At 61.9% G+C, this 23725-nt stretch carries 21 protein-coding genes; 11 read left to right on the top strand and 10 right to left on the bottom strand.

The window, feature by feature from the left end; translation table 11 throughout:
- Positions 1 to 119: 119 nt before the first annotated feature.
- The 3 genes from GGR20_RS09715 to GGR20_RS09725 all read right to left on the bottom strand — a co-directional run bounded on the left by GGR20_RS09715 (position 120) and on the right by GGR20_RS09725 (position 4083).
- On the bottom strand, positions 120 to 935 hold the full coding sequence (locus GGR20_RS09715) for a DUF2189 domain-containing protein (protein ID WP_183311053.1): 816 nt from the start codon (positions 933 to 935) through the stop codon (positions 120 to 122).
- Positions 936 to 1076: 141 nt separating this feature from the next.
- On the bottom strand, positions 1077 to 2348 hold the full coding sequence (locus GGR20_RS09720; RefSeq protein WP_183311054.1) for an O-acetylhomoserine aminocarboxypropyltransferase/cysteine synthase family protein: 1272 nt from the start codon (positions 2346 to 2348) through the stop codon (positions 1077 to 1079).
- A gap of 112 nt (positions 2349 to 2460) precedes the next feature.
- Positions 2461 to 4083, bottom strand: a complete 1623-nt coding sequence (locus tag GGR20_RS09725; protein WP_183311055.1) for a glycoside hydrolase family 43 protein — start codon at positions 4081 to 4083, stop codon at positions 2461 to 2463.
- A gap of 172 nt (positions 4084 to 4255) precedes the next feature.
- Here GGR20_RS09725 and GGR20_RS09730 point away from each other — a divergent pair, with 172 nt between their 5' ends.
- Positions 4256 to 5350 (top strand): PAS domain-containing protein, encoded by a 1095-nt coding sequence (locus tag GGR20_RS09730; protein ID WP_183311056.1) that lies wholly within the window; start codon positions 4256 to 4258, stop codon positions 5348 to 5350.
- A gap of 21 nt (positions 5351 to 5371) precedes the next feature.
- Here GGR20_RS09730 and xylA read toward each other — a convergent pair whose 3' ends face one another.
- The 3 genes from xylA to GGR20_RS09745 form a co-directional block, all read right to left on the bottom strand.
- On the bottom strand, positions 5372 to 6679 hold the full coding sequence (gene xylA, locus GGR20_RS09735) for a xylose isomerase (protein WP_183311057.1): 1308 nt from the start codon (positions 6677 to 6679) through the stop codon (positions 5372 to 5374).
- Positions 6676 to 8139 (bottom strand): xylulokinase, encoded by a 1464-nt coding sequence (xylB, locus tag GGR20_RS09740; protein ID WP_183311058.1) that lies wholly within the window; start codon positions 8137 to 8139, stop codon positions 6676 to 6678. Before xylB ends, xylA begins: the two co-directional genes overlap by 4 nt.
- Positions 8140 to 8229: 90 nt before the next feature.
- On the bottom strand, positions 8230 to 9273 hold the full coding sequence (locus GGR20_RS09745) for a LacI family DNA-binding transcriptional regulator (protein ID WP_246349522.1): 1044 nt from the start codon (positions 9271 to 9273) through the stop codon (positions 8230 to 8232).
- Between the two features lie 161 nt (positions 9274 to 9434).
- Between GGR20_RS09745 and GGR20_RS09750 the strand changes: the two genes are divergently transcribed.
- Both GGR20_RS09750 and GGR20_RS09755 read left to right on the top strand, forming a co-directional pair.
- Entirely contained in the window at positions 9435 to 10445 is a 1011-nt protein-coding gene (locus tag GGR20_RS09750) for an aldose epimerase family protein (protein WP_183311059.1), read from the top strand.
- A gap of 95 nt (positions 10446 to 10540) precedes the next feature.
- Complete coding sequence (locus GGR20_RS09755) at positions 10541 to 11248, top strand: helix-turn-helix transcriptional regulator (RefSeq protein ID WP_183311060.1); 708 nt, start codon at positions 10541 to 10543, stop codon at positions 11246 to 11248.
- A gap of 8 nt (positions 11249 to 11256) precedes the next feature.
- Here GGR20_RS09755 and GGR20_RS09760 read toward each other — a convergent pair whose 3' ends face one another.
- Positions 11257 to 12666 (bottom strand): helix-turn-helix domain-containing protein, encoded by a 1410-nt coding sequence (locus GGR20_RS09760; RefSeq protein WP_183311061.1) that lies wholly within the window; start codon positions 12664 to 12666, stop codon positions 11257 to 11259.
- Positions 12667 to 12817: 151 nt separating this feature from the next.
- Between GGR20_RS09760 and GGR20_RS09765 the strand changes: the two genes are divergently transcribed.
- From GGR20_RS09765 to cfa, 3 genes are all read left to right on the top strand, one after another.
- The gene (locus GGR20_RS09765) at positions 12818 to 13045 is read left to right on the top strand and encodes a hypothetical protein (RefSeq protein WP_183311062.1); all 228 of its coding nucleotides are present in this window, start codon (positions 12818 to 12820) and stop codon (positions 13043 to 13045) included.
- A gap of 196 nt (positions 13046 to 13241) precedes the next feature.
- Positions 13242 to 14537 (top strand): isocitrate lyase, encoded by a 1296-nt coding sequence (aceA, locus tag GGR20_RS09770; protein ID WP_183311063.1) that lies wholly within the window; start codon positions 13242 to 13244, stop codon positions 14535 to 14537.
- Positions 14538 to 14609: 72 nt separating this feature from the next.
- Positions 14610 to 15725 (top strand): cyclopropane fatty acyl phospholipid synthase, encoded by a 1116-nt coding sequence (cfa, locus tag GGR20_RS09775; protein WP_183311064.1) that lies wholly within the window; start codon positions 14610 to 14612, stop codon positions 15723 to 15725.
- Between the two features lie 53 nt (positions 15726 to 15778).
- Here the strand turns inward: cfa and GGR20_RS09780 are convergent, their stop codons facing one another.
- Together GGR20_RS09780 and GGR20_RS09785 are read right to left on the bottom strand one after the other, a co-directional pair.
- The gene (locus GGR20_RS09780) at positions 15779 to 16231 is read right to left on the bottom strand and encodes an NUDIX domain-containing protein (RefSeq protein WP_183311065.1); all 453 of its coding nucleotides are present in this window, start codon (positions 16229 to 16231) and stop codon (positions 15779 to 15781) included.
- A 16-nt stretch (positions 16232 to 16247) separates the two neighbouring features.
- Positions 16248 to 17774, bottom strand: a complete 1527-nt coding sequence (locus tag GGR20_RS09785) for a YifB family Mg chelatase-like AAA ATPase (protein ID WP_183311066.1) — start codon at positions 17772 to 17774, stop codon at positions 16248 to 16250.
- 186 nt (positions 17775 to 17960) lie between these two features.
- On the opposite strand from GGR20_RS09785, the gene GGR20_RS09790 reads away from it, so the two are divergent.
- From GGR20_RS09790 to GGR20_RS09805, 4 genes are all read left to right on the top strand, one after another.
- On the top strand, positions 17961 to 18797 hold the full coding sequence (locus tag GGR20_RS09790; RefSeq protein WP_183311067.1) for a glycoside hydrolase family 25 protein: 837 nt from the start codon (positions 17961 to 17963) through the stop codon (positions 18795 to 18797).
- Between the two features lie 77 nt (positions 18798 to 18874).
- Positions 18875 to 19891, top strand: coding sequence for an SPFH domain-containing protein (locus GGR20_RS09795; RefSeq protein ID WP_246349523.1), 1017 nt, complete (start codon positions 18875 to 18877; stop codon positions 19889 to 19891).
- 12 nt (positions 19892 to 19903) lie between these two features.
- Positions 19904 to 20353, top strand: coding sequence for an NfeD family protein (locus GGR20_RS09800; RefSeq protein WP_183311068.1), 450 nt, complete (start codon positions 19904 to 19906; stop codon positions 20351 to 20353).
- A gap of 109 nt (positions 20354 to 20462) precedes the next feature.
- On the top strand, positions 20463 to 21728 hold the full coding sequence (locus GGR20_RS09805; protein ID WP_183311069.1) for an outer membrane beta-barrel protein: 1266 nt from the start codon (positions 20463 to 20465) through the stop codon (positions 21726 to 21728).
- 10 nt (positions 21729 to 21738) lie between these two features.
- Here GGR20_RS09805 and galU read toward each other — a convergent pair whose 3' ends face one another.
- Positions 21739 to 22644, bottom strand: coding sequence for a UTP--glucose-1-phosphate uridylyltransferase GalU (gene galU, locus GGR20_RS09810; protein WP_183311070.1), 906 nt, complete (start codon positions 22642 to 22644; stop codon positions 21739 to 21741).
- An 88-nt stretch (positions 22645 to 22732) separates the two neighbouring features.
- On the opposite strand from galU, the gene galE reads away from it, so the two are divergent.
- The gene (galE, locus tag GGR20_RS09815) at positions 22733 to 23719 is read left to right on the top strand and encodes a UDP-glucose 4-epimerase GalE (protein ID WP_183311071.1); all 987 of its coding nucleotides are present in this window, start codon (positions 22733 to 22735) and stop codon (positions 23717 to 23719) included.
- The last annotated feature ends 6 nt before the right edge of the window (positions 23720 to 23725 follow it).

Consider the following 23725-nt stretch of genomic DNA (forward strand, 5'->3'; position numbering starts at 1 on the left):
GGGATTGGTCCATGGGCGCGGGCAGTCAGGGCTTGAAAATTGATCCCGGACCTTAGGCGGTTCGGGATCAGATTCCAACCGGGCGAAACGAGTTTGCCCCTACCGTTTTGCCGCATGGATCAGGGGCCGCGAATGAGGGAAACTGGCTCGACCAGTTTGCGATAGAGATGCCAGGTGGCGTGGCCAAGAATGGGCAGTACCACCGCCAGGCCGACAAAGAGCGGGATGGAGCCCACAAAGATACTTGCGCCCACGATGACCCCCCAGGCCAGGAGCGGCACGGGATTGGAGATCACCGCCCGGAACGAGGTCTCGACGGCCACATAGGCTCCCACATCACGATCGAGCATCAGGGGGAAGGCAATGACCGTGGTGCATAACACCACCAGAGCAAACAGGGCGCCCAAGCCAGTGCCGATCGCCAGCAGCGTCATGCCGGCAGGGTCCGTGAGGATTTGCGCGAGCAAAGCATCCAGGGTGCGCGGTGGCGACGCGCCGAACAGGCTTTCATACAGCGCCTGGGCACTGGTGAGCCAGAGGGTGAACAGCACAAAGAGCATGGCGCCGACGGCCAGTATGGAGCCAAGGGCTGGCGATTTCAGCACGCTCATGGCGTCGCGCCAGCTCGGGTCTTGTCCCATTTCGAGCCGTCGCGACACTTCATAGAGTGGCAGGGCGGCGATAGGGCCGACCAGGGCAAAGCCACCGACCAATGGATAGAGCAGGGTCCAGGCGTGCCAGCCGTTCATCCACACGGTCAGCACGATGCCGATAACCGGATAGATCAGCATCAACAGCACGTAGTGACTGGGCTTGGCCCAAAAGTCGGCGGCACCGCGCCGCAGGACATCGCCGAGATCGGCCAGCGAAATCTTGTGTATGACCGGCAGGTCGAGCTTGTCGCCGACACCGGAAATGACATGCATCTTGGCCATGTGCGTCCCTCCCCCTTTGCAAGGAGGCCGCACTTTCCGCGAAGAGCGCATGAGGGGCGCGAGACGCGTTTGATGCGACCGCTATGTCACCATACTATGCCCTGAACCGGGAGCTGTCGCCCCCGGTTCAGGTGAATGTGATCAGGCCTTGGCCAGCGCCTGATCGATGTCGGCAATGATGTCGTCGACGTGCTCGATGCCCACCGAAATGCGCACCAGATCCTCCGACACCCCGGCCTTTTTGAGTTCTTCAGGCGAGAGCTGGCGGTGGGTGGTGGTGGCCGGGTGGCAGGCCAGCGACTTGGCGTCGCCGATATTGACCAGGCGCAGGATCATCTGCAGCGCATCGATAAAGCGGCCGCCGGCGTCCTTGCCGCCCTTGATGCCGAAAGAGAGAATGCCCGAGCCCGAGCCCTTGGAGATCTTGCTGGCCACCGCGTGGTAGGGGCTGTCGGACAGGCCGGCATAGTTGACCCACTCCACCTTGGGATGGTTTTTCAGGTGCTGGGCGACCTTGAGCGCATTTTCGCAGTGGCGTTCCATGCGCAGGCCCAGGGTTTCGAGCCCCTGCAGGATCATGAAAGCGTTCATGGGCGAGAGGGCTGCGCCGGTATTGCGCAACGGCACCACGCGCGCCCGGCCGATATAGGCCGCGGGCCCCAGCGCCTCGGTATAGACCACGCCATGATAGGAGGGGTCGGGCTCGTTCAGGACCGGGAAGCGCTTGGCGTTGGCCTTCCAGTCGAACTTGCCGCTGTCGACAATGACGCCGCCGATGGAGGTGCCGTGACCGCCGATATATTTGGTCAGCGAATGGACCACGATATCGGCACCGAAATCGAAGGGGCGGGTCAGGTAGGGGGTAGCCACCGTGTTGTCGACGATCACCGGCACGCCATGGCGATGGGCGATCTCGGCAATTTTCTCGATATCGACGACATTGCCGGCCGGATTGCCGATGGATTCAAGGAAGACCGCCTTGGTGTTCTCGTCGATAGCCTTTTCGAAGCCATCGTAATCGTCGTGGCTGACCAGCCGGGCTTCGATGCCCTGGCGCGGGAAGCTGTGCTCGAACAGATTATAGGTGCCGCCATAGAGCTGGGAAATCGAAACGATGTTGTCGCCAACCCCGGCAATGGTCTGGATGGCATAGGTGATCGCCGCCATGCCCGAGGCCAGACCCAGCGCGGCGATACCGCCTTCCATCTCGGCGATCCGGGCTTCGAGCACCGCCGTGGTGGGGTTCATGATGCGCGTATAGATATTGCCCGCTACCTTGAGATCGAACAGATCGGCGCCGTGCTGGGTGTCGTCGAAAGTGTAGGAGGTGGTCTGGTAGATCGGAACTGCAGCCGCCTTGGTGGTGGCTTCCGATTCATAACCATGGTGCAGGGCGATGGATTCGAGTTTCATTATAGGCTCCCTTTGACTCGCTGGCGCCAAACTTGCTGGTTCGCCTGAAAATGACAAGGCGCGGGGGAGACACTTCGTCCTCTCCCGCGCCAAGTCTTTGAAATAAATGTGCTTAGCTCAGCGCATCGATCTCATAGCGGTCGGATGGGTCGCGCACCGGCCGATAGATGAAGTAATCGAAATGGGCCGGGCTTGCCGTGCCATTGAGATCATTCGCCGCCACGCCGACAAAAGCGCCGGTAAAGCTGCCATGCGCCTGATGACCACCGCATTCGTCCGACAGGATCGAGGCATCAAGGACCGGGCCGATGGGCTGCAATTCCTTGCCCTCCAGCGCATAGAAGAACTGCAGCGCCTTACCGCGAATGGTGAGGGCCAGTTTCACCTTGCCCTCATTGGGGATCTGCACCGGCTCGGCCGGGAAGCTGAGATTGCCATCGGGCCAGGAAATCTCCGAGCTCATCAGCAGCAGTTCACGCTGCCCGTCCGAATGGGCCGTTACCGCCAGATAGAAGAAATTGTAGCGGCTGTAATAGGCGGTCAGCCCGGCCATGGTGCGCTCGTCGGTGGCGGAAAAGTCCACCACGGTCTCAGCATCATAGGAGAAATGCTGCTGGCGCCGCGCCACCAGCGCCTGTTCGAACCAGGAGCCGATGGATTCGCGCCCGAACAGGGTCAGCTTGCCGCTATCCGTCGAAAAGATGCGGTCAGGCTCGGGAGTGCGCAGCCACTGGAAGTCGATGGGCAGGCCATTCTCAAAGGTAGAGCGCTGCTCGGCCCAGTATTTGTCCTCGTCACGAGTGCCGGGGACCTCGACATGCAGCGATGGCACGGGACCGTCCTTGACATAGAGCCAGTCGTCTTCGCCCCAATATGCTTCCTGGATTGCTGTTTCGCGGCCCAACACGCAGCGGCGTTCCTGGGTGGTGGGGCGGCCGGCCAGATGGACGAGATAGAGTTTGCCTTCCGGCGTTTCCACCAGATCTCCATGGCCCGAACGCTGCAGCGCGGCGAGCGGCGCGTCCTTGCTGGTCAGGATGTGCTTGTCGGGGTGGGTTTCGTAGGGCCCATCGATATTGCGCGAACGGGCGAAGGTGCAGGCATGGTCATAGGCCGTGCCACCCTCGGCGGTGAGCAGATAATACCAGCCATTGCGCTTATAGAGGTGAGGCCCCTCGACCAGCTTGAGATCGGTGCCCTTGTAGATGTTCTTGACCGGGCCGACGAGTTTGCCGGCCTTGGCGTCGAATTCCTGCAGGGCGATGCCGGCGAATTTCAGCGGCCGCGTGCGGTGGTCCCACATCATGTTGATGAACCATTTCCGGCCATCGTCGTCGTGGAACAGGGACGGATCGAAGCCGGAGGAATTGACATAAATCGGGTCGGACCAGGGCCCTTCGATTTTGTCGGCCCAGACGATGTAGTTATGGGCGTCCTTGAACGAGCCGTCCTTGCGTTTCACATCGGTGTAGACCAGCCAGAACTTTTCCCCGTCATGGGTGAGGCACGGCGCCCAGACGCCGCAGCTATCGGGGTCCCCACGCATGTCGAGCTGGGACTTGCGCGTCAGCGGCCGGGTAAGCAGCTCCCAGTTCGCGAGGTCCTTGGAGTGGTGGATCTGCACGCCGGGGAACCACTCGAAGGTGGAAGTGGCGATGTAATAATCTTCGCTCACCCGAAGAATGGAAGGATCCGGATTGAACCCGGGAAGGATGGGATTTGTCAGTTGGGACATGAATTCTTCCTCCGATGCGACAAAATTGCCGCTTGGTGCGTTATTGGGGGTTGAGAGGCGGACAAGTGGGCAAAACAGGACGCGAAAGTGCCTCGCGAACTGCCCCGATCGTCCGGATTAGCGTCAGAGCCAAAGGCCGGTGGGCCGGTTGGTCCAAGAGGGAATAAGCGCCGTGGATCTTCATATTCGCGAGTTGAGCTACTGGAAGAATGTCAAATCCAAGATGCGCCTGCAGCCTTTTGTGCATGCCGTCGAATCGAGCGCTGTCCCCATCGCCATCGCCGATCCATTCGAGCCCGATTGCCCGCTGGTCTTTGTCAACGGTGCCTTTCTCGAATTGACCGGATATTCCGAGGACGAGGTGCTGGGCCGCAATTGCCGGTTTCTGCAGGGCCCCGACACGCGGGACGAGGACCGGGCGGTCCTGAAAAAGGCGGTCCAGGATCGCGAAACCATCAGCCACGAAATCCTCAACTATAGAAAGGATGGCACGGCGTTCTGGAATGAACTGCACATGGCGCCGATGCTCGATGACGCCGGCGAGCTGCTCTATTTCATTGCCACCCAGGTTGACATCACCGAGCGGGTGGAGCGGCAGGCCGGGCTGCAGCAGGCCCTGGATGAGCGCACCGAAGCGCTGCGCGACCAGGCGGCACGCACCCATCACATGGCCCAGGAAATGACGCACAGGGTGCGCAATTCCCTGGCGCTGATCCAGGCCATGTTGCGCATGCAACTTTCGAGCCTCTCCGACGGCACGGCGCGCAACGCGCTGGTGGGCGCCCTGAGCCGGATTCAGGCGATTGTCGAAATCCAGCGCATTATCGAGCATGCCGATCTCAACACACGTATCGATATCGGTCAGATCGTGGGGTCGATCTGTGAGAAGCTCGACCACATCAACCGTGCGCATGTCGTGGCGTCCGCCGACAGGATCGAGATCAGCGAAGATCTCGTCACGCCGGTGGCGCTGATAGTCTCTGAACTGGTCACCAATGCGCAAAAGCATGCTTATGGACCCGAAGATGGCGGCGTCATTGTGGTCAGCGTGCGACGGCGGCCGAATGGAATCGAGTTGTGCGTCCGCGACGACGGCATAGGCATTCCGGACGGCTTTGATCTCAAGGCTAGCAAGGGCTTCGGCATGCGCATGCTGAGGCAGCAGGTCTCGCAGCTGGGCGCCACGCTGGAGGTCGAGCGGCTAAGCGAGGGAAGCTGCTTCACTGTGCTCATTCCGGGCAACAGCTATGATCCGTCGGCCCCTTGATTGGGGCCGACGGAGGGTTGCCTAGACGAACCGATTGACCAGGTTTTCGAGATATTCCTGGCGGCCGGAACGCGGTTGGGGATTGATGCCATCGGCATCGACCTTGGCGGCGATGTCGGCCAGGCTGAGCTGGCCATCCAGAATGTCCTTGCCCAAACCATTGTCCCAGCCGGCATAGCGGTCATCGAGCAGCTTGTCGAACTCGCCGTCCTCGATCATTGCCACCGCACCCTTGAGGCCGCGGGCCAGCACATCGAGGCCGCCAATGTGGCCGTGCAGCAGGTCTGCCGGGTCCAGCGACTGGCGACGCACTTTGGCGTCAAAATTGAAGCCGCCTTTGCCCAGGCCGCCCTGCTTGAGGATGTAGTAAAAGGCCAGGGCCATTTCGCCCGGATTGTTGGGGAAGTGGTCAGTGTCCCAGCCGGACTGCAAATCGTTACGGTTGGCATCGACCGAGCCGAGCTGGCCCAGCGAGGATGCTACGGCCAGTTCATGCTCGAAGGAATGACCGGCAAGGAAGGCGTGGCCGACCTCGATATTGCACTTCACGTCTTTTTCCAGGCCGTATTTCTGCAGAAAGCCGAATACGGTGGCGACGTCATAGTCGTACTGGTGCTTGGAGGGCTCCTGCGGCTTGGGCTCGATCAGGATCTGGCCCTTGAAGCCGATCTTCTTGGCATGCTCGATCACGAGATGAAGGAAGCGGGCCATCTGGTCCTGCTCCTGGCCGATCTTGGTGTTGAGCAGGGTTTCGTAACCTTCGCGACCGCCCCAGAGCACATAGTTCTCGCCGCCCAGTTCATGGGTCAGCTCGAGCACGTTCTTCACCTGGCCGGCGGCATAGGCGAAAACTTCCGGATCGGGGTTGGTAGCGGCGCCGGCCATGTAGCGGCGGTTGGAGAACAGGTTCGCCGTGCCCCAGAGCAGCTTGGTGCGGCTCTGTTCCATCTTGCGGGCAAAGATCTCGCCAATGGCACGGACGTTCTTGTTGCTTTCGGCGAGCGTTGCGCCTTCCGGGGCGATATCGACATCGTGGAAGCAGAAGAAGGGCACATCGAGCAGATCGAAGAACTCAAAGGCGACGTCGGCCTTGAGTTTTGCGCCTTCCATACCCTTGTCGAACCAGGGCCGGTCGAAGGTGCGGCCGCCAAAGGGGTCGCCACCTTCCTGGGCGAAGGTGTGCCAATAGGCGATGGCCGGGCGAATATGGTCTTCCATCCGCTTGCCGGCGACGATCTCGTCCTTGTTGTAGTGGCGATAGGCCAGCGGATTCTTGGATGTCGGGCCTTCAAACTTGACCTGGCTCAGGCCTTTGAAAAAATCTGTCACGAAATTGCCTCCTCAATGGCGGGATAAAGGGCGCGATAGCGCGCGTATTGATCGGAATAGGCGGCCGACAGGCTCTTGTCGGGCGCAATGGTGGACTTGATCGGCGGCATGGACATGACATCCATCGGGTCGGCCCCGGTGGCAGCGCAGAGACCCAGCCGGGCCGCGCCCAGGGCGCCACCAAAATCGCCGTCTTCGGGCAGGGCGATTTCCATATCGAGATTGGTGGCCAGCATATTGAGCCAGAGAGCGGACTTGCTGCCCCCGCCAACGGCCAGAAGACGATTGATTGCCGTGCCGGCATCGGCCAGCACGCGCTGACAATCGCGCATGGCAAAACTGACGCCTTCCATCACCGCCTGCGCCATCTGGGCGGGGTCGGTGGACTGGCTGAGACCGACAAATGACCCACGGGCGCCAGCATTATTGTGCGGCGTCCGCTCACCCGAGAGGTAGGGCAGGAAGATGGTTTCGCCCGGTCCCTTGAACTGCGCCTCGGCCGCGCCGGACAATTCAGCCTGCTTCTGGCCGGTGATACGGGACAACCAGTTCAAACTGTCGGTGGCCGAGAGAATGACGCCCATCTGGTGCCAGGTGTCGGGGATGGCGTGGCAGAAGGCGTGGACCGCCCCTTCGGTATTGGGGCTGAATGCTTCATTGGAGACGAACAGCACGCCCGAGGTGCCCAGCGACACGAAGCCCTCGCCGGGGCGGACAGCGCCGATGCCGCAGGCTGCTGCTGCATTGTCGCCAGCGCCGCCGGCAACCACGACAGTGCCCGACATGCCCCAGCGCGCCATCAGATCAGGCTTCAATTGCCCTGAAACAGCAGAGCCTTCGACCAGCGATGGCATGTGCTCTCGGTTGAGACCGGTAACGCCCAGCAGATCATCGGACCAGTCGCGTTTTGCAACATCGAGCCAGAGCGTGCCGGCGGCGTCAGACATCTCCTCGACATGTTCGCCGGTCAGCAACAGGCGGACATAGGCCTTGGGCAGCAGCACCTTCTGGATACGGGCATAGATGTCCGGCTCGTGCTTGCGGACCCAGGCGATTTTCGGGGCAGTGAAACCGGGCATGGCGATATTGCCGGCGAGGTTCCGCAAATTCGGCAATGCCGCTTCCATCTCGGCGCATTCAGCCGCCGAACGCCCGTCATTCCACAGAATACAGGGGCGCAGCACCGCGTCATTCTCCCCCAGAAGCGTCGCGCCATGCATGTGGCCGGACAGACCAATGCCCTTGACTGCGGCCAGCGCCGTGCTGTGGCTCTGCTTGAGCTTGTCGATGGCACCCAGGGTGGCCGCCCACCAGTCGGCGGGGTCTTGCTCGGACCAGCCGGGCTGGGGCCGCACCGGCTCGACAGCGGGCGCCGAGGCATCGCCCAGCGCCTTGCCCTGCTCGTCGATCAGCAGCGCCTTGACGCCCGACGTGCCGATATCAATGCCAAGAAATGTCATGAGGCACGTACCTCATATCTGATTGCAGAAATCATTCGAACGTCCTCCCGCCCGTTTCGGGCCACGCCGATTTGGTGATTGGCGCCGTGTTTAGCGCAGATTGTCGCGCAGGAAAATCCCAATTTCAATGGGATCGGTGATTGCCGTCCGCGACGCGTCCAGCGCCAATGCGCGGGCGGCGGCTATGGCCTCGCGAATTTCGCCATCCGGATTCTGGTCGAGCACCACATCGATGGCACCGTGGAGAAGTCCGGCGCGAGTGGGCGCTGAGAGCTCATGGGCAATGACGCGCAGATTGCCGCTGCGCCCGGACGCCTCAAGCGCCGACACCAGCCCGGCATTGCCGGCGCCCAGATTGTAGAGGCCGCCAAGATCGGCATGTTCGGCCAAAAGGGCCGTGATGATTTGCGCGGTCTCGGTGCGTTCGTCATGACCTTCCAGCGGACCGATGATCTCAAGGGCGGGAAATTCTGTGGCAAGCGCCGCCCGAAAGCCATCCAGCCGCTCGGCATGGTCGCGCAAATGCAGCGAACCGGCCACAACAGCCACCTTGCCGCCTTGTGGCAGGAAACGCCCCATCAGCGAGGCCGCAGTGCGTCCTGCAGCGATATTGTCGATGCCGATGAAATTGCGGCGCGCCGAACCGGGCAGGTCCGACACCAGGGTCATCACCGCAATGCCGCGACGCTGCGCGGCGTCAATGGCGGCGAGTACTTCGGGTTCATCGCTCGAAACGATCACCGCGCAGTCGCACTCCCGCGGCGCGAGCTGGTTGAGGCTTTCGGCCAGAGTTGCGGCGTCAAGCGCCCGGACCCGGCGCAGATCGAGATGAATGCGATCGGCCAGCGCCAGAGGCGAACGCCGGTGCACGGCTTCGGCCAGGCTGTCCATGAACTCATTGGAGCCATCGGGAATGAAGAACACCACGCTGAGATCGCGGGCCCGGGCCATCAAGGAAGCGTTGAGATCGCGGGCAAAGCCCAGTTCGGCAATGGCCTGCTCGACCTTTTCCGCGGTCGCGGCGCGCACGCCGGGTCGGCCGTTGAGCACCCGGTCGACCGTGGCCAGTGAGACCCCTGCGGCCCGGGCCACATCATGCACCGTTGCCCGTCGCCTCATCGTCTCTTCGCTCAAATCCGCTCCCCCACGACCAGCGCGTGAAATGGCGTTCCGCCTGGCGCTCCCATGCCAGCACACTTCCCCACGCCCTGCGCAAAGGTCAAGTGCAGCGTTGCAGCCGGGGGCCGAATAGCGCTACAGCTCCGCGCCATATAGATGGGAAGGGAGCCAGCGCCATGGCAGTCGCAGTATCAGATTTCGGTGAGCACTACGGGCAGCGCGTGGATCAATTCCGCCTGACCAGCGATACCGGGGTCAGTGTCGACATTATTGGTTTTGGCGTGGTGGTGCGCGACTGGCGCGTGCCGGTGGCTGGTGGCGAACGCTCGGTGGTGCTGGGGTTTGACCAGTTTGACGCCTATCCTGCGCATAGTCCGCATTTCGGTTCGCTGGCCGGGCGCGTTGCCAACCGAATCAAGAATGCCAGCTTCGAGCTCGATGGCGTGACCTACAATTTGCCGCCCAATGCCGGTGACTTGCAATTGCATGGCGGCGAGGAGGGATTGGGACGACAGGTCTGGCAGGGCCAGATCGACAGCGCCAACAATGCGGTGCGTTTCAGCCATTTCTCGCCCGATGGGGCCATGGGCTATCCCGGCAATGTCAATTTTGCCGCCACCTATACACTCAGCGGTAACCGCCTGCGGCTCGAATTGAGCGCCACCACCGACCGGGCCACCCCGATCAGCCTCGTGCAGCACCAGTATTTCAATCTGGGCAGCAGCGATGACGTGCTCGACCACACCATCCAGGTCAATTCCTCGGCCTATACCGAGCTGGGCGAAGATCTGGCGCCGACCGGGGCCATTCTGCCCTCAAAGGGCACAGTCTACGATCTGCGCCAGCCGCGGACCATGCGCGACGCCAACGGGGCACCGGTCGATTACGATATCGGCATGGCGCTCGATACCGGCCGCAAATTGGCCGATCCGATCGCAACCGTGGTCTCGCCCGACAAGGATCTGACGCTCAAGCTCTGGAGCGACCGGCCGGGGGTGCAGGTCTACAATGGGGTGTGGACCGACGTTTCGGTGCCCGGCCTCAATGGCAAGCGCTATGGCAAGCATTCCGGGTTCTGCCTGGAAGACCAGGCCTTTGCCGATGCCGTGCATAATCCGCACTTCCCCAATGTCATCTATTCGCCCGACCGGCCCTATAGCCATTGGTGCGAATTCGAGATCGCCTGACGCTATCTGTTCGGTGTTGCTGACGCGGTCTGTCAGCCCAATTGCGCATGGTCCTGCCGGTGACGCTGGCAGGAGACCACGATGGAGGGACGCCTATGGACAAGACCGAGCGGCTGTTTTCGATCATGGACGCGCTCCGACGGCATCGGCGGCCGATCACGGCCGCGGCGCTGGCCGAAGAACAGAATGTGTCCGTGCGCACGCTCTATCGCGACATCCAGACCCTTATCGGGCTGGGCGCACCGATCGACGGCGAAGCGGGGGTCGGCTATATGCTGAAGCCCGGCTTTTTCCTGCCGCCGCTGATGTTTAGCCCCGAAGAGCTCGAGGCGCTGGTGCTGGGCGCGCGCTGGGTGGAAACCCAACCCGATGATGGCTTGAGCGCCGCAGCGCGCAATGCGCTGGCCAAGATTGCGACCGCCTCGCCCGAAGATCTGCGGGACCGGATCAGCGATACCGCGCTCTGGCCCGTGGCACTATGGGGGCAGCGCAAGCCTATTCCGGTGCTGGGGGATATCCGCCTTGCCATGCGGCAGGAAAAGGCCGTCACCATCGACTATGAGGACGAGCAGAGCCGCGCCACCAGCCGCACCATCTGGCCGGTGGGCCTGGCCTTTTACGAAGGCAAGCAGACCATCGCGGCCTGGTGCCTGTTGCGACAGGATTTCCGCAATTTCCGCACCGACCGGATTGTCCGCCTAACCATTACTGAAGAGCGCTATGGTAAGCGCCGCGCCGTTCTGGAGCGCGAATGGCGCCAGAGCTGGGATCATGACCGGCGCAATCACGAGATCGAAGGCTAGCGCCGCCCCTAGCTCATGCGCGCGTAAAGGCTCTCGGGACGAATATTGTCGTCCAGCCGGAAGCGGTGGTCGGCCGGCGGATGGGCGCGCTGACCGCATTCCAGGCGCGGGCAGATGCGGCACCCGACGCCGATCGGCACGGTCTGCAGGTCCGAAGTCAGGTCCATGCCGTCCGAATAGATCATTTCCTTTGCGTGATGAATGGCGCAGCCCAGTCCGATCGAAAGATAGCGGCGGGGCGCGTTGTAACGGTAGTCACCTTTGGTGATGGTGCGGGCAATGCAGAAATAGCGCTGGCCATCCGGCATCTGGCTCAATTGCACATTGATGCGCTCGGGCGCGAGGAACGCCGCATAGACATTCCAGCGTGGGCAGGCGCCCGAATGGCGCGGGATATGGATACCTGACAGCGAAAAACGCTTGGAGATATTGCCGGCAATATCGGTGCGCACGAGATGGAGCGGGATGCCCGAGGCGCCCTTGCGCTGCAGCGTTGTCATACGGTGGCAGACCTGCTCGAAACTGGCGCCGAAGCGCCGTCCGAGCCGCTCGATATCATAGCGATAATCGCGGCAAGCCTTGAGGAAGGGCGCATAGGGCATGATCAGCGCGGCGGCAAAATAGGCCGAGAGCACATTGCGCGCCAGCATGGGTGCGTCGCCTTCGGGGAGGTCCGAACGTGCGATGATTTCGGCGCTCTCGGCTTCGGCCGCTACCTGGCCGACATGCTGGGCAAGCAGGAAATTGGCGGTTTCGGGCGGCAGGAGGTCCGAGACCAACAGATGGCGACCGGCCGGATCGAGCTGGCGGGCAATGCCGTGGGGCAGGGAGGCCAGCCGCACCTCGAGCCCGAACACGTTAAACAAATAGGCGCGGATGGCCGCATCAAAACTATCGCCGGCACTGTCGATATCGGTACGCACGCGTTCGGCGGCGTCTTCAAGCGTCGGAAAGTGGTTGGTATTGGCTTGCAGGAAGTCCGAAATCGCATCGGTGGCGAGGTGAAAGGGCTCTGACTCACCTTCATTTCGTGGCACCGGCGTGCCGGCCGTTGCCAGCCGATAGCGATCATAGAGCTTGAGCACGGCGCGCGCCGCCGCCGGATTGGCCTGGGCCAGGTCGCGGATCTCGAGATTGGTCACATCGCTATCGGCAAAGATGTCATCGCCGAAGGCCTCCATAAGGTCGCCGACCAGCCGCCCTTCATCACCATCAACCAGTTCCCCAGGCTCCACGCCGAAGTAGCCGGCGATGGAGAACAGCAGCGGCACGGTGAGCTTGCGCCGGTTGTGCTCGATCAGGTTGAGATAGCTTGAGGAAATGCCCAGCGCCTGGGCCAGATCGGCCTGATTGAGATGACGCTGGCGCCGCAACCGCTTGATGCGGCCGCCAACCTGGCTTTCGGCTGTTTCCACCATGTTTTCCTCCGACCGAATTTTACAGAATTTACAATTCTGCAGCCAGAAATTGACCAGCGATTTACAGGTTTACTGGCGCCTATGCGGATATTTCTTGCATGTCTGAGGCATTTGTCAAATCTTTACAGACAACGAGCGAGGAGAATTCGAAATGACCCCTGTCACCGATCAACGCGACGACTACATCACCATCATCGCCCCCACCGCCAATGAAGCCATGGCGCAATTCAAGGCACGCGGCCTTGCTGCGCAGGGCTATTCGATTGCCGGACGCATTGGCCGGCATCAATTCACCCTGGTGGGTGGCGAGGATGCGCAGGAGCTGTTTTCCGGCGCCGGCATGATTGCGGCCACTTTCTGTCGGCGCGCCGCGGTTTAGAGATCAGGCTGCAGACCCATTCAGCTATCGCCGCCGGCTCCGCCTCTCGAGCGCAGCTCTCGAGGCCTTCTCGACTAAATTCGCTCCACTGGAGCGAATTTGCGGCAAGCCGCCGGCTCGAAGTTCCACGTGAATCATTGCCCTCCGCCCGAGCGGCGGAGCGGCCCCGTCATGTCAAAATTTGAGGAGAGACGACATGCTCGACAAACCTGCCCATCCCGAACATTTCCCGACGCCGGACTATGCGCCAGACCGTTGGGACAATATTGCCCGCAACTACACCCCCGCTGATGTGGCGCGCCTGGCGGGATCGTTGCCGATCCGGCATTCACTGGCCGAGAACGGGGCTAAAAAACTCTGGCAATTGCTGCACAATGAGGACTTCGTGCCGACCCTGGGCACCTTTACCGGCAATCAGGCGGTGCAGCAGGTCAAGGCAGGTTTGAAGGCAATTTATCTTTCCGGCTGGCAGGTGGCCGCCGACGCCAACTCCTCGGGCAATATGTATCCCGACCAGTCGCTTTATCCGGTCGACAGCGTGCCTTCGGTGGTCAAGCGCATCAACAAGGCCTTGCAGCGCGCCGACCAGATCCAGACCATGGAAAAGGCTGACGGCGTGGCCACCACGGATCACGATTTCTTTGTGCCGATTATTGCCGATGCCGAGGCCGGCTTTGGCGGTGCGCTGAATGTATTTGAATTGATGAAGGCAATGATCGAAGCCGGCGCGGCCGCCGTGCATTTCGAAGACCAGCTCGCTTCTGAAAAGAAGTGCGGCCATCTCGGTGGCAAGGTGCTGGTGCCGACCAGTCAGTTCGTGCGTACGCTCAATGCAGCACGGCTAGCGGCCGACGTCATGGGCGTGCCAACGCTGATCATGGCCCGCACCGATGCGGAAGCGGCACGGCTGATTACTTCGGATATTGACGAATATGACAAGCCGTTTGTCACCGGCGAACGCACAGCCGAAGGTTTTTACCGGCTCAAGGGCGGGCTGGACTGCGCCATCGCTCGCGGCCTGGCCTATGCGCCCTATGCGGACCTGATCTGGTGCGAAACCTCCAAGCCGGATCTGGGTGAAGCGCGCAAATTCGCCGAGGCGATCCGCAAACAGTATCCTGACCAGATGCTGGCTTATAATTGCTCGCCAAGCTTCAACTGGGCCAAGCATATGGGTGAGGCGGAGATGGCGGCTTTCCAGCGCGAAATCGCCGCCATGGGCTACAAGTACCAGTTCATCACCCTGGCGGGGTTCCACAATCTGAGCCTCAGCACCTTCGAATTGGCGCGCAGCTATAAGCAGGACGGCATGGCCGGCTATTCGCGGCTGCAACAGGCCGAATTTGCCGCCGAGCCGCATGGCTTCTCCGCGGTCCGGCACCAACGCGAAGTGGGCACCAGCTATTTCGACGCGGTTTCCATGACCGTGACCCAAGGCCAGAGCGCCACCACGGCGATGGCTGAATCCACCGAGACGGCGCAGTTTCACTAAGCCAAGTCCCGCTTGATCGGTAAAGCGCGATGGGTCTAGGATTTGCTCCTGGCTCATCGTGTCTTGCTGTCCATGTCGCTCGCTGCCAAACGCTTCGTTCTGGACCAAATAGCCCGGGCCGGCATTGTCGCCGGAGCGGGTCCGGATGCCGATGTCACCGTTCATGACGAGCGACTATACGCCCGCCTGTTGCGGGACGGCACGCTGGGGCTGGGCGAAGGCTATATGGATGGCTGGTGGGATGCCGAGCCGCTCGACAGCCTATTGTTCAAGCTGATTTCTGCGCGGGTGCAGGACGCCTTTCCGCGCGACCTGCCACTGATCGCCAGCACGCTCAAGGCGCGTCTGCTCAACATGCAGCGATTGCGGGTTCGCGAAGTGGCCGAGCGGCACTACGACCTCGACAACAGCCTCTATGCGGCCATGCTGGACAAGCGCATGATCTATTCATGCGCCTATTGGGCGCAGGCCGACACGCTGGACGCGGCGCAGGAAGCCAAGCTCGATCTGATCTGCCGCAAACTGGGGCTGGAACCGGGTATGCGCGTGCTCGATATCGGCTCGGGCTGGGGCGGTTTTCTGCAATTCGCGGCCGAGCGCTATGGCATTTCCGGGCTTGGCGTCACCGTCAGCCAGGAACAGGCCGACTATGCCAATGCGCATGGGCAGGGCCTGCCGGTCGAGACCCGACTGATGGACTATATGGCGCTTGAGGGCCAGTTCGACCGGATTGTCTCTATCGGTATGTTCGAGCATGTCGGCTACAAAAACTATCGCGCTTATTTCTCCAAGGCCCGCTCGCTGCTCAAGCCAGACGGGCTATTCCTGCTACACACCATTGGCGGCAATATTTCGACCACGCATGGCGACCCCTGGGCAGAAAAATACATCTTTCCCAATGGCATGCTGCCCTCGATTGCCCAGATCGGGCAGGCTGTGGAGGGCCTGTTCGTGATGGAGGACTGGCACAATTTCGGCGCCGATTATGACAAGACGCTGATGGCGTGGCGCGCGCGGTTCGATGCGGCCTGGCCCGAGCTTGCGCAGCGCTATGATGAGCGTTTCCGGCGCATGTGGCGCTATTATCTCTCGGTGTTTGCCGCCCTGTTCCGCGCCCGGCAGATCAATCTCTGGCAGATCGTGCTGTCGCCGGAAGGCGTTTCGGGGGGTTATCGCCGGGTGAGCTGAGCCTGCGCCGCAGATTCACGTGAAACACTTATCCACAGGCTTACGTACAGGCCTCAGAATATCGACTGCCTCAGCGGCAGTTTGATCGGAGCGGGAAAGCCAGCTTTCAGATCATCCCAGAAACGGTCGCGCAGGACCTCGGGAAAGACATGGCCCCGGGGCAGGGCCCCGCGCGCGAACCAGCCCGCTTCACTGATGGATTCGGCCTCGGCGGGATTGGCCGAAACATCGATCTCGCCCGAGACATAGTCGGCGAGAAACCAGAACTTGACGATGCGGCCCCAATCATCGATCAGCTCGTCAATATAGGCCATGGCACGTGGCTCTACCCGAATGCCGGCCTCTTCAAAAGCCTCGCGCGCCGCGGCTTCGTGCAGCTCTTCGGTGCCCTCGGCGCCGCCACCGGGACCAGCCCAGAAATCATGTGCCCCGGGCCGAAAATGGCGCACCAGCAGGATGCGATCATCGCGCTGCGCCAGTACGCCGGCGGAAATACGGTGTTTCATCGAGATCCTCGCGCCCTCAGCCGGCCCCAAAGCTCAGCCGATAACTCAGCGCTTCGGCGATATGGGGCCGGGCGACCTTATCGGAGCCCGCCAGATCGGCAAGCGTGCGCGCCACCTTGAGAACGCGATGATACGCACGGGCGGAAAGGTTGAACCGCTCGGCAGCCTGGAGCAGCAGCGACTGGCTTTCCCGATCGGGCTCGACCAGTTTTTCGATGAGGGAAGCGGGGGCTGCAGCATTGGTCAGGATACGGGCATGTCCCGCATCGGCAAAGCGCCGGTGTTGCCGCTCACGTGCGGCGGCCACGCGTTTGGCGACATCAGCCGAGCTCTCCGCAGCGCCCCCCGATCCGATCATGTCGACAGCGCTTACCGCCGGTACATCGATCCGGATGTCGATGCGATCGAGAAACGGCCCGGAAATCCGCGCCTGATAGTCCCCCGCACAGGCCGCGCCGCGCTTGCAGCTATGGCCCGGCGTGCCGGCCATGCCGCATTTGCAAGGGTTCATCGCCGCTATCAATTGGAAGCGGCTGGGATAGGACACCCGCGCATTGGCCCGGGCAATTACCGTCTCGCCGCTTTCGAGCGGCTGGCGCAGGCTGTCGAGCACATTGGGCGCAAATTCGGGCAGTTCATCGAGAAACAGCACGCCATTGTGGGCCAGGCTCGCTTCGCCCGGCCGCACCTTCAGCCCCCCACCCACCAAAGCAGCCATGGAGGCGGAGTGGTGCGGCGCGCGAAACGGCCGCCGGTCCGACAGAGCGCCATCGGCCAGTTCTCCGGCGATGGACTGGATCATCGAGATGTCGAGCAGTTCGCGCGCGGAGAGAGGTGGGAGAATGGAGGGCAGACGCGCGGCCAGCATGGATTTTCCTGCGCCGGGTGGCCCCACCATGAGCATGTTGTGCCCCCCGGCCGCGGCGACTTCGAGGGCGCGCCGCGCCACCGCCTGGCCACGCACATCGACAAGATCGGGCAAATCGCCGGGCGCGACCAATTGCCGGACGGGTTGAGGGCGCGCCTGCAATTGATGACCGGTGAGGTGATTGACCAGGGCGATCAGGCTATCGGTGGCAATGATATCGACATCTTCTCCTGCCCAGGCGGCTTCCGAGCCGGAGATCTGTGGACATATAATACCCATGCCCTTGGCGCTGGCCGCCATTGCGGCCGGAAGAACGCCTCCGACATGAGCGAGCCTCCCGTCCAGCCCCAGCTCGCCCAATGCCACGTAGCCCTCGAGCGCGTCCTGCGGAATTGCGCCCAGCGCACCCATCAGCGCCAGGGCAATAGGCAGGTCGTAATGGCTGCCTTCCTTGGGCAGGTCGGCGGGCGCCAGATTGATGGTGATGCGCTTGGGTGGCAGGCCGAGCCCGGAGGCAGTCAGGGCAGCGCGGACCCGTTCGCCGCTTTCGCGCACCGCCTTGTCGGGCAGGCCGACCAGCACCAGTGCGGCAAGGCCGGGCGCAATATGAGCCTGCACATCGACCGGAACGGCCTCTATGCCCTGAAACGCCACAGTCGTTACGCGGGTCACCATCGGCTCTTGCCCCCAATTGCCGAACCCGACGCTAGCAGATCGTTAACCAGCCAGCAAGAACGAAGAGCGAACGGAAGATGGCTTGTTAACCATGCCCGCTGCCACACTGGTTACCCTAAAACTCCATTAACCGGCCCATGTTGAATCAAGGTAGAAGTGTCTTCCTGCGTTTGGGTGTTTTCCAGAATGGTCCTGTCCCTGTCCCGCTCTGCCTCCGCCGCGTTGCGCGGCGCCGTGATGAGCCTTGCCGTGGTGGCGCTGGCCGCCTGTGGCAGCATGGGTGGTCTTTATAGCGCCATTCCCGGGGACAACCGGCCGCATTCGGGGGTCGATCGAGCCCGTTCCATGCCGATCCATGGGATTGATGTGGCGCGCTACCAGGAAAATGTGGACTTTGCCCGGGCGCGATCGGCAGGCACGCATTTCGTGTTCATGAAGGCTACCGAGGGCAAGGACTATCTCGACCCCAATTTCCGCGTGAACTGGCAGCGGGCGCGCGATGCGGGCATGCCGCGCGGAGCCTATCACTTCATGACCTGGTGCTCGCTGGCCTCCGAGCAGGCTGCCTGGTTCACCCAGAACGTGCCGTTCGACCCCAGTGCGCTGCCACCGGTGCTGGACCTGGAGTGGAACAATCATTCGAGCTGCAAGGTCAAGCCGAACAAGGCCGATGCGCTGGAAAAGATTCGGCTGATGCTCGACGTCATGGAACGTCATACCGGCAAGCTGCCGATCATCTATACCGACATGAATTTCCATCGCGACATACTGGCGGGCGAATATTTCCCAAATGCCTTCTGGTTGCGTTCGACCGCAGCAGCGCCGCATGAGCGCTACGAGAACCGCCCCTGGACGTTCTGGCAATATACCCAGACCGGGGTGGTGCCGGGAGTGCGTGGCGAGGTCGACCGCAATGTATTCTACGGCTCGACGGAGGAGTGGCTGATGTTCCTGCACACCGGCTGCGATCCGCGCGCCATCGCCGCGCTGCAAAGAACCGGACGTTGCCTGCCGGCCAAGTAGGGCGCGATTTGGCGCTACCCAATCTGCCTGTCGCCGCATAAGCTTGCGTAGCGAGTTGGGCATGGAAGGCAGGGCCGATGGACTTTCTCAACGATATGGGGCTGGACGGTCTCAGCATCACGCTGATCGGCCTGGGCATATTGCTGTTGCTGGTGCTGTTTGCCGGTGCCAAGACCGTGCCGCAGGGCTATAATTTCACCATTGAGCGGTTCGGCAAATATACCCGCACGCTCAAGGCCGGCCTCAATCTGATCGTGCCGTTCATCGATGTGGTCGGCAAGAAGATCAACGTCATGGAGCAGGTGCTGGACGTTCCGCATCAGGAAGTCATCACCCGCGATAATGCGACGGTGACCGCCAATGGCGTAACCTTTTACCAAATCCTGGATGCCGCCTCGGCCGCCTATGAGGTGACCAATCTCGAACACGCCATTCTGAACCTCACCATGACCAATATCCGCTCGGTCATGGGCTCGATGGACCTCGATTCCCTGTTGTCCAATCGTGACGAGATCAATGATCGGGTGTTGCGGGTGGTCGATGCAGCCGTCTCGCCCTGGGGCGTCAAGATTACCCGTATCGAAATCAAGGATATCGATCCGCCCAGCGATCTGGTGGATTCGATGGGCCGACAGATGAAGGCGGAGCGTGAGAAGCGCGCCGCAATTCTGGAGGCCGAAGGCCGGCGGCAGGCGGCAATTCTCAAGGCAGAGGGCGAAAAACAGGCCCAGGTGCTGGAGGCCGAGGGCCGCCGCGAAGCGGCTTTCCGCGATGCTGAGGCCCGTGAGCGCGCAGCCGAGGCCGAAGCCAAGGCCACCCAACTCGTGTCCGAGGCCATTGCTGCGGGCAATGTACAGGCGATCAATTATTTCGTCGCCAATAACTACATCAAGGCGCTGGAAAAAGTGGCCACTTCGCCCAACCAGAAGCTGTTGATGCTGCCGGTCGAGGCATCCAGCGTCATCGGGGCGATTGGCGGCATCGCCGAAATCGCCCGGGAGACCTTTGGCTCGGAAAAACCGGCGCAGCCGCGCTCGGCGAGCCGACCACCGTCCAGCGCACCCTCCGCAGCGCCGACTACCGCGCCGGATTGACGGGAGCGCCCTATGGAGATTGTTAATTTTCTGGTCGAAAACGGCCCCTGGAGCTGGATCGTGGCCGGGCTGGTGCTGCTGGCGCTCGAGCTGGTGTTGCCCGGCGGCTTTCTGCTCTGGATGGGCATTGCCGGCATTCTGACCGGCATCATCACCCTGTTCCAGCCACTGACCTGGCCCCTGCAATGGCTGATTTTCGGCGTGCTTTCGCTGGTTTCCATCTATGCCTGGGTGCGGCTGACCAGGGGGCGTGCAACCCAGACCGACCGTCCTTTGCTCAACCAGCGCACCGAGCATTTCATGGGCCGTGAAGTGGTGCTCGACCAACCCATAGTCGACGGCTTCGGACGCCTGACCATGGGCGACACCAAGTGGCGGGTCAGCGGCCCCGATTTGCCGGCGGGGCAGCGCGTTCGCATCATTGACGCCGAGGGTGCCGTCTTGCGCGTCGAGCCGGTCTAGGCACTAACCCGCAAGGTTTCATTAACCACAAAATGCGAAGATCGGGACCCGGCCCCATGGGCCTGTTCCGGCTTGCCTATGCCTGCCGGCTTGATCTGCGGAGCGGGACTTGGCCCGGCACGAGCTGACAGTGTTGCGAGTATTGCTGGTCAGCACGGCGCTGGCCGGCTCGGCGCTGGCGGACCCGCCAATCATCGACGAGACAAGCCTGCGCGAAGATCGCCTGACCCCCGGCCTCTATCCGGCAGCGCCGGTGCCCGATAAATTCGCCGTACCGAACGAGCCGGGACATCCGCCGTTTGAGGTCGACTGGTCGATCGGCCTCAAGGGCAGCTACAGCAATGGCACCAGCGGCGAGCGCTTCATTACCACGCTTAATCCGGCAGTTTCGGCAATCCATCAGGGGGTGCGCACCGATCTTGTGCTGGAGGGCGCTGCCGAACTGGCCCGCGACACCGACGGCACGCTGGGCGCTACCGCGCTCGATCTCGACGTTTCTGGCACCACCCGGATCGATCGCGACACCACGGCGAGCGGCGGCGCCAGCCTGAGCCTGTCGCGCGATCTGCCGTCCGCGCCAGGGCTTGATCCGGTGATCATCGAACCGCCCCTCAGCGTCACCGGCAGCATCAATGGCGGCATTGACCGGCAGTTGGGCAAATTCAATCTAGGGCTTGATGGCACCATCGCCCGCACCGTTTATGGGCCCACCAGGCGCAGTGACACCGGCGTCACCGACAATTCAAGCCAGAATGTATGGGAGGGCGACGCGAGCTTGCGTCTTGGCCTACAGGCCACGCCCATCATCGAGGTGTTCGCCGAAGCCGGGCTTGGCCGCGACTGGTATGACCAAGCAGGGGCAGGCGGGACCAAGGCCGACGCCACCAGCCGTACCCTTCGCGCGGGCCTGGCAGGACAATGGAACGGCCTGGTTTCGGCCAGCGCTTCAATCGGTGTTGGTCACCACGATTTCGACGATGGCAGTCTGAGCGACATCACCACGCGGCTTTATGACGCCAGTATCACCTATTCGCCCGATCCGACGCTCAACCTGTCCGCTGCACTGGCCACCACAGTGGAACCCACGGGCACGGACAGCACGGGCACGGCAAGGGTCGCCCATACCGCAACGGCGAGATTCGATTATACGGTCAATTCCTGGTTGCGCCTGCGCGCATCGGCGGACTGGGCCCGATCCTGGCTCGAAGGCAGCGCGGAAACCGAACAGCGCCACGGCGCCGGCCTCGGTGCCGACTACAAGGTCAATGCCCACACCGCCGTTTCCGCCGATTACGGCTATGCGCATCGCGACAACAGTGCGAGCGGAGTGCGCGAGAGCCACACCGTCAGTCTTGGCGTGACGGTGCGACGCTGACCGAAAAAAGCTAGAGCTGGTCTTCCAGATCGAGCTTGCGCAGTTCCTCGACAAAGCCGGGGCGAATGTCGGGGCGGTCCAGGGCGAAAACCACATTAGCGGTCAAAAAGCCCAGCTTGGAGCCGCAATCATAGACCTTGCCTTCGTATTTCACCCCGGTGAAGCGCTGCTGGTCCATCAAGGTCTGCATGGCGTCGGTCAACTGGATTTCATCACCGGCGCCACGGGTCTGCTCGGCCAGCAGGGCAAAGATTTCGGGCTGCAGGATATAGCGGCCCGAGATGAATAGGTTGGAGGGAGCCTCGTCGCGCTTGGGTTTTTCCACCATGCCATTAATGGCAAAACCCTGGTCCGGACCATCGCCGCGCACCACCACGCCATAGGAGGAAACATCCTCCCAGGCACATTCTTCCACCCCGATAATGTTGCCGGCCCGTTCCTCATAGGCGTCCATCATCTGTTTGAGCACGCCCGGCTTGGCCTGGAAGATCATGTCGGGCAATAGCAGGGCAAAGGGTTGATCGCCCACGATGTCGCGGGCACACCAGACGGCGTGGCCCAGGCCCAGGGGCTCCTGTTGACGGGTGAAGCTGGTGCGGCCCGCCGAGGGCAGGTCCTGCTGCAATTCTTCGAGCGCCGCTGACTTGCCGCGCGCCTCAAGCGTTGCTTCAAGTTCGAACTGCTTGTCGAAATGGTCCTCGATGACGCCCTTGTTGCGGCCAGTGACAAAAACAAAGTGCTCGATGCCGGCCTCGCGGGCCTCGTCCACCGCATACTGGATCAGCGGCCGGTCCACGACCGTCAGCATTTCCTTGGGCATGGCCTTGGTCGCGGGCAGGAAGCGGGTTCCCAACCCGGCAACGGGAAACACGGCGGTACGGACACGTTTAGACACGCAAGCTCTCCTGAGTGGCATTCGAAGGTTGGTCAACGTAAAGCTAAATCAACATCTGCCACATAATGTTGCAACCAAATAGCGTTGTGATGCCGGGAGTTAGCGATAAATGACAGTTCTGGTTACCGGGGGTGCCGGCTATATCGGGAGCCATATGGTGCTCAATCTGGCCGATGCGGACGAAAAAGTCGTCGTGTTGGACAATCTGGTCACCGGCTTCGACTGGGCGATCGATGGACGGGCAATTTTCGAAACCGGCCATGCAGGGGACACCGAACATGTGCTTGGCTTGATCGAGAAACACGCCATCACCGAGATCATCCATTTCGCCGGTTCAATCGTGGTGCCCGAATCGGTCGCCAATCCGCTGAAATACTACGAAAACAACACAGCCACCTCGCGCAATCTGATCGAGGCGGCCGTCAGGGGTGGGGTGAAGCACTTCATTTTCTCGTCCACCGCCGCCGTTTATGGCATGACCGGGCTGGACCCGGTGGTGGAGGAAACCCCGCTTCATCCAATGTCGCCCTATGGCCGGTCCAAGCTGATGACCGAGTGGATGCTGGCCGATGTGGCAGCGGCCCATGACATCACCTATGGCGTGTTGCGCTATTTCAACGTGGCCGGCGCCGACCCGCAGAAGCGCTCGGGCCAGTCCACGCCCGAGGCTACTCATCTGATCAAGGTCGCCTGTCAGGCGGCGCTCGGCCAGCGCGAAAAGATGGATATTTTCGGCACCGATTATGAAACGCCCGATGGCACCTGCGTGCGCGACTATATCCATGTCACCGATCTGATTGCCGCGCACGCGCTGCTGCTCAAGCATCTGCGCGGCGGGGGCGAGAGCACCACCCTCAATTGCGCCTATGGCAGGGGCTATTCGGTGCGCGAAGTCGTGGACACGGTACGCAAGGTTTCCGGGGTCGATTTCCGCGCCGATGAAGGGCCGCGTCGCGCTGGCGATCCGGCCTCGATCACCGCCACGGGCGGAAAGGTGCGGCAAATGCTGGGCTGGGTGCCGCAGCATGATAACCTTGAGGAAATCGTCGATACTGCCTTCAACTGGGAGCGGCATCTGATGACCCGCAATCGCTAGGAGAGG

Origin of the sequence: Devosia subaequoris, from assembly GCF_014197055.1 — a bacterium.
Lineage (GTDB): Bacteria > Pseudomonadota > Alphaproteobacteria > Rhizobiales > Devosiaceae > Devosia > Devosia subaequoris.

Excerpts from the sequence above, each read along its gene's own strand:
- GGR20_RS09715 (WP_183311053.1), bottom strand. The coding sequence starts at position 935 with ATGGCCAAGATGCATGTCATTTCCGGTGTCGGCGACAAGCTCGACCTG.
- GGR20_RS09720 (WP_183311054.1), bottom strand. The coding sequence starts at position 2,348 with ATGAAACTCGAATCCATCGCCCTGCACCATGGTTATGAATCGGAAGCC.
- GGR20_RS09725 (WP_183311055.1), bottom strand. The coding sequence starts at position 4,083 with ATGTCCCAACTGACAAATCCCATCCTTCCCGGGTTCAATCCGGATCCT.
- xylB (WP_183311058.1), bottom strand. The coding sequence starts at position 8,139 with ATGACATTTCTTGGCATTGATATCGGCACGTCGGGCGTCAAGGCGCTG.
- GGR20_RS09750 (WP_183311059.1), top strand. The coding sequence starts at position 9,435 with ATGGCAGTCGCAGTATCAGATTTCGGTGAGCACTACGGGCAGCGCGTG.
- GGR20_RS09755 (WP_183311060.1), top strand. The coding sequence starts at position 10,541 with ATGGACAAGACCGAGCGGCTGTTTTCGATCATGGACGCGCTCCGACGG.
- GGR20_RS09760 (WP_183311061.1), bottom strand. The coding sequence starts at position 12,666 with ATGGTGGAAACAGCCGAAAGCCAGGTTGGCGGCCGCATCAAGCGGTTG.
- GGR20_RS09765 (WP_183311062.1), top strand. The coding sequence starts at position 12,818 with ATGACCCCTGTCACCGATCAACGCGACGACTACATCACCATCATCGCC.
- aceA (WP_183311063.1), top strand. The coding sequence starts at position 13,242 with ATGCTCGACAAACCTGCCCATCCCGAACATTTCCCGACGCCGGACTAT.
- cfa (WP_183311064.1), top strand. The coding sequence starts at position 14,610 with ATGTCGCTCGCTGCCAAACGCTTCGTTCTGGACCAAATAGCCCGGGCC.
- GGR20_RS09780 (WP_183311065.1), bottom strand. The coding sequence starts at position 16,231 with ATGAAACACCGTATTTCCGCCGGCGTACTGGCGCAGCGCGATGATCGC.
- GGR20_RS09785 (WP_183311066.1), bottom strand. The coding sequence starts at position 17,774 with ATGGTGACCCGCGTAACGACTGTGGCGTTTCAGGGCATAGAGGCCGTT.
- GGR20_RS09790 (WP_183311067.1), top strand. The coding sequence starts at position 17,961 with ATGGTCCTGTCCCTGTCCCGCTCTGCCTCCGCCGCGTTGCGCGGCGCC.
- GGR20_RS09795 (WP_246349523.1), top strand. The coding sequence starts at position 18,875 with ATGGACTTTCTCAACGATATGGGGCTGGACGGTCTCAGCATCACGCTG.
- GGR20_RS09800 (WP_183311068.1), top strand. The coding sequence starts at position 19,904 with ATGGAGATTGTTAATTTTCTGGTCGAAAACGGCCCCTGGAGCTGGATC.
- galU (WP_183311070.1), bottom strand. The coding sequence starts at position 22,644 with ATGCCACTCAGGAGAGCTTGCGTGTCTAAACGTGTCCGTACCGCCGTG.
- galE (WP_183311071.1), top strand. The coding sequence starts at position 22,733 with ATGACAGTTCTGGTTACCGGGGGTGCCGGCTATATCGGGAGCCATATG.